This window comes from Leptospira alstonii serovar Sichuan str. 79601 (assembly GCF_000347175.1).
Taxonomy (GTDB): Bacteria; Spirochaetota; Leptospiria; order Leptospirales; family Leptospiraceae; genus Leptospira; species Leptospira alstonii.
This window is the reverse complement of record NZ_ANIK01000039.1, coordinates 1-5,415: the sequence shown is the minus strand read 5'-3', so window position 1 is coordinate 5,415 and position 5,415 is coordinate 1. Positions and strand designations below refer to the sequence as shown.

4 protein-coding genes and 1 pseudogene are annotated in these 5,415 nt (G+C 43.2%); 1 reads left to right on the top strand and 4 read right to left on the bottom strand.

The genetic code is table 11. From position 1 onward, the window contains the following. Positions 1-179: 179 nt before the first annotated feature. Both LEP1GSC194_RS09505 and LEP1GSC194_RS09500 read right to left on the bottom strand, forming a co-directional pair. On the bottom strand, positions 180-569 hold the full coding sequence (locus LEP1GSC194_RS09505; RefSeq protein ID WP_002993548.1) for a response regulator: 390 nt from the start codon (positions 567-569) through the stop codon (positions 180-182). A 120-nt stretch (positions 570-689) separates the two neighbouring features. Next, on the bottom strand, positions 690-2,399 hold the full coding sequence (locus tag LEP1GSC194_RS09500; RefSeq protein ID WP_020773393.1) for an EAL domain-containing protein: 1,710 nt from the start codon (positions 2,397-2,399) through the stop codon (positions 690-692). A 192-nt stretch (positions 2,400-2,591) separates the two neighbouring features. Between LEP1GSC194_RS09500 and LEP1GSC194_RS09495 the strand changes: the two genes are divergently transcribed. Next, positions 2,592-4,205, top strand: coding sequence for a peroxidase family protein (locus tag LEP1GSC194_RS09495; protein ID WP_036041984.1), 1,614 nt, complete (start codon positions 2,592-2,594; stop codon positions 4,203-4,205). Between the two features lie 2 nt (positions 4,206-4,207). On the opposite strand, the gene LEP1GSC194_RS22620 is transcribed toward LEP1GSC194_RS09495, so the two are convergent. Then, positions 4,208-4,378, bottom strand: coding sequence for a hypothetical protein (locus LEP1GSC194_RS22620; protein ID WP_020773392.1), 171 nt, complete (start codon positions 4,376-4,378; stop codon positions 4,208-4,210). Positions 4,379-4,673: 295 nt separating this feature from the next. Then, a pseudogene (locus LEP1GSC194_RS09485) lies at positions 4,674-5,415 on the bottom strand (enterotoxin A family protein); the annotation flags it as partial.

Here is a 5,415-nt window from a genome sequence, read left to right as displayed (position 1 = left end):
TATATTAAATCGAAAATTAGCCCAATATGGTCTTATGTAAAAAAAAAATAGCGGGAGGGCTTGACACAAGAAACATAGGAGAGAGCGAGCTAACCAAAAGATAGCGAAGCGTTATCGTTGGTTCTTCGCGAAACAAAGATGAGCGTACTACAGCGCTTACACGGCAAACCATTCTCATTTTAATTTGTCAAGGCTGTCGAGATGGTAGAAACCAATTCCCTTTCGTCCCAAGGTTTTTTCAGATAAGAACGAAGATTGATTTCTTTTTTAAGCGCCTCAATGGAGGAATCGTCTGCGTGACCGGTAACGATCACCTTTTGAATATCCGGATATTTACTATGAACCTGTCTTAGAAATTCGTCTCCCTTGACATTGGGCATCAACCAATCGGAAATGATGATCAGAATTCTAACGTCTTCATGAATCAATTCCTCGATGATCTGCCACGCTTCTCCAGCGTCGAGAGCCGTTTCATATCTGTAACCGTCTCCGAAGTGACGCTTAACTTGGGATTTCATGCTCATCAGGATCAGAGCTTCATCATCAACAAAAAGAATCGCTTTATCCAATGGAAGTACCCCCTCGCTGTTTGATTCGACTCATCGAATCGTCAAAAAACGCATAACAGAATATTAATTGGAAAAAAAATAATGACAAATGAATTTTGGAAAAAAAAACGGCAAAGGCATTTAAAGCGGTACTTGAGGAATCGGGAGAATCTCCGGAGCGGGTTCCATAATATAATATCCCTGACAATATTCCACACCTAAGGAACGAACCGTGTCAAATTCTCCTTTTCCCGCGACAAATTCGGCAATTACTTTCGCTCCGATTCTATGAGCCATCTCGGCCATCGCGGAAGCGAGTAAATAAGGAGTTTTACTCAGATGGATTCCTTGTATGAATTTACCGTCTATCTTGATATAATCGGGATCGATTTCCATCAACCTTTCAAAGTTGGATTGATCGACTCCGAAGTCGTCTATCGCAATCCTACAACCGGATTCTTTAAGTTCTTTTAATGTATCAAGGCCCCTTTCGCCTCCGCGTAAACGATCCGTTTCCAAAATTTCCAAAGTAAAGCGCTCGGGAGAAATTTCATAATATTGCAGACGGCTTATGACCCAAGGAGCAAAACCTTTCTTTTCCAAATCCGATTCGGCTATGTTCACCGAAAATGAATATTCGGGATATTTTGCGAAATATCGAATCGACTTTTCGACCATGATCGGAGTCAAAAGACGAATGATCCCGGTCGATCTGGCGATCGATATAAAACTTGCGGGCGAGTAAATCCGATCCCCGTCCTGAATTCTCGCAAGACATTCAAATTTAGTAATCTTCTCCGACTTGTTATCGTAGATTCCCTGAAAGTAAGGAACGACGTTGCCGACATTGACCGCGTAGTTCAATTTCCTTCCGAGGATGAGATTGATCCGATACTGATCTCCTTCTTCCATCGCGTTGGAATAGCTCATCAGTTCGAGTTCCGTATTCTGAGCCGCGTGCATCATCGCAATTCTAGCCTTATAATAAAGGGAATCTTGATGAGTCGCGACCCCGATGGAAACGTTCACACGAAAGGAAATTTCGTCGGCTTCGATATATTCCGATCGGAGAAGAATCCTAAACGCGACCAAAAGGGAATAAAAATTTTCCTCCTGAACGTTGGAAAGAACAGCGATCTCGTCCTGATAAAGGTGAAACAAACTGCCCGAATCGCCCATAAAAGAAGAAAGAGAAGTCAGAAGTTGTTTGAGTACTTTATGATATACTCCCACTCCGAAATGTTGAGTCGTGGAAGTCGAGGATTCTATCCGAATCACGGCGAGGGTGCACTGTATTCCCTGAGATTCCTTTTCCTCCAAAACCCTTCTCAGACTTTCGAGATTGGGACGGCCGGTTTCCCGATCGTAAAGAAGAGTCGTTTCCAACTTTCGATTGAGTTCCAAAAGGGAAAGATCCGAAAAGTAAGACTTCAGGGCCTCTCGAATCGTTAGAATCAAATCGTTGGAATCCCAGGGTTTGGATAAATATCTGTATAAGTTGGCGTGATTTAAGGCGTTACCGACCGCGTCCGCGGAAGCCTGACCGGTCAGCATGATTTTTCGAATATCCGGTTTCCTGTTGTGAATCCGAATGAGCAACTCGTCCCCTTTTACGCCCGGCATCACTTGGTCGCAAATCACGACGGGAATATCGATTCCCCTTTCAACGTATTCTTCCAAAATTTCCCAGGCGGCTTCCGCATCTTCCGCAATTTCAATGTCAAAGTCCTTACCGAACGCGAGTTTGAGCTGTTCTTTTAATCCTCTCAAGATGATGGGTTCGTCGTCCACCAAAAGTATGATCGGTCTTGAATCCCTATTTTCTTCCTGAGAATTTTTATTTCCGTACATTCAATGATCCTAAAACGGTAAACCGTTTAACAGTATTTTCATGATTCTCTAAAAACCCGCGTTAGCTTCTTCGAGAATCAAGTTTCGTAACGGCCGACGATCTTCTATTGACAACCGAGTCTGTAATTCTCTACCCTTCCATATAGGACGCCAATTATTTTTTTATATCTCCGTCAAATCCCGAAGGTTTTAATGATTCTTGTAAATTTTGAAAACGAAAAAGAAATTAGTTTACCCGAAAATTCAAGCAGCCCCCCGAGTTTGCTGGAAGTCGGCTTGGCTAACGGCATTCCTCATACACACGCTTGCGGAGGAAACGCTCGATGTTCCACTTGCCGTGTTTTGATTTTGGAAAATCCTTCCAACTTGTCCCCGCCGGAACAAAAGGAAAAGGACTTGTCCCAAAGGAAAGGTTTTCCGAAGTCCGTTCGGCTCGCGTGTCAGGCGCAGGTTTTAGGAGACGTTCGAGTTCGAAGGATCGTTTTAGACGACGAAGATTACAATCTTACGATTCCGGGATCGGCTACGATTTCCGGAGAAGAAAAGGAAATCGCGATTCTTTTCAGCGACATCCGAGACTTTACGCTTTTCTCCGAGTCTCATCTTCCTTACGACGTCATTCATATTCTCAACCGTTATTTTTATAAAATGGGCGATATCGTTTTAAAACACGGCGGCAAAATCGATAAGTACATCGGAGACGGATTGATGGCGCTTTTCGGAGTGGACGGAGGTTCACCCCGGGAGATTTGTCTTTCCGCATTACGCGCAGCCAAAGAAATGGAACTTGAACTCTATTCTCTCAACGAATATCTAAAATCCCATTTTCATACCGCGTTTCGGATCGGAGTCGGAGTACATTATGGAAGTTGCATATTAGGACAACTCGGCCATCCGGCAAATATGTCTTACACCGCTATCGGGGATTCAGTGAACATAGCGAGTAGAATCGAATCCAAAACCAAAAAGGCGGGAGTGTCCGTTTTGATTTCGGAATCTCTCTACGAACAAGTAAGGGAAAGAGTTCTCAAAGGAAGAGTTTTTTCCGCACAACTCAAGGGAAAAACCGGAGACTACAAACTCTATGAAATCCGGGAGATCCTAAAAAAAGCCGGTCTAAACGCGTGGGAAGAGGCAAAAAATTCTCTGAGAAGGATCGTACTCGTTCGTGAAACCGGGAGCTGGTTGAAACTTGTCTATCATCTCGCCTGCCTTTTCGATAAAAATCAAAACTGGGTCGGACTTTCCGCCGCAAATTCTTTTGAAAACTTTTCCAAACTTCCGGAAAACGGAGACCTGGTTCAAAATTTTTATCAGCTCAAAGAATGGAAAGAAACCTTCAACGAACGCAATCAAACTTCCTTTTCTTTTGCGGACTTTCTTGCACTCGCCGGAACCGTAGCGATTGAAAAATCGGGAGGACCGAAAATTCAAATTGAACCCGGAAGAAAGGACGAATTGTTAAACGAAGTCGTTCAGATTCTTCCGTTGGGAATGGAAACTCAGAAGGATCAACTTCCTTACCTTAAAAAGATGAAATTAGGAATTCAGGATTTAGTGCTCGTTTCCGGAGCGCGTACCATCGGGTGGTTGGGAGGGGAATCGTTCACTGCAAATCCTTATAACTTCGACAACAGTTATTTCCACGTTCTTCTCAGAGCGGGATTGGAAGGCCCGTTGTTGATACCGAACGACAGGGAACTTTTGAAAAACGACGAATCCAGAGCGCTTGTTCTGGATTACGCGCTCGATCCGTCCAAGTTTTTCGAAGACTTCAAGTCTACGTATTTGAAAATTACGACTTGAACTTACAGATCGTCGTCCGGAGGAAAAAGCCCTTGAAGCGTATTTCCCAATACACGATCGAAATTCTCGAACGATTGAAGTATCTCTTGAATCAAAATATCTCCGTTCGAAAAATCTTCCAAACGGTCCGGGGTTCCCTCTTTCCTATCTCCGTGAAACAGCGAGTCTTTCATTTTGTTACCAAGTTTTCCATACGAATTACTTGGAATTAGAGGAAAAAAAAATCCGGAATATGACGAATCGAAAATATTTTTCTCAAGTTCGATACGAATTCATTCTTAAATCGATTTCCACAATTTTCCCGGAAAGAATACGGGATAGACGATTCGATTTCAATCGACTTTATCGTTTTTTAAAACTTCGGCTTACGAACTACCGCCGAAGTTGCATATACGAGTTCGATTCAGAGAACGACTACATCAGTACTTTATAAATTTCTTAAATATATTCTTTTCTCTCAAAGATCGCTCAATAATCCCACTTATAACACATTCCATCCTCCCTATAACACCTGTCTTTGTTATTTAAAGCCAAACATTCGTTTTTACCCTGGTAATTTTCAAGACCCGTGAGGTCGCTCCGGAGCGAGCTCTTCTGAACCTGCGGTACACGTTGGCAGGTCTGCCCATTCTGATTGAGCGGCATACACGCAGCGGCATCTTCTCCAACCATACAAAACAAACTTCTTCCGTTGGAATAAACGATTTTTGCCCGCTTTTCGTCCAAAACATTTCTATAATCTTCAAAGTCGACCGTAGAAAAAACGGAACTAAACCCGGTTGTAGATTTTAAACTTCTTGAAACGCAGGAAAGCCTCATTGTTTTTCCCTGGCTCCTGACTTCCGCGGCGCAAAGAGAGTTGCCGTCTTTGCTCATAAGACCTTTCGCTTCCATAAGTCGAGTCGCGTAATTGAAACCCGGCGATGATTTGTATTGATCGGCGCTCGTAAAGTTATAACACATAACGGAACTATTATGTTGATCCCTAGGAACGGAGCAAAAATCGTTTATCCGAGAGCTCATAATCCTTGCGCTAGTCATAACGTCCTTGCTCGAATCTCCCGGTAGGTCTTTGATCGGCACATGTTGGGAAAATTGCTTACTTGCCAAGGACCACCAGCAATTCAAATCGAACTTATCATCTTTCTGATTTTTAATATTACACCAATCCGGAACGCCGTCCTGATTGGAGTCGGTGAAAATACCGAAT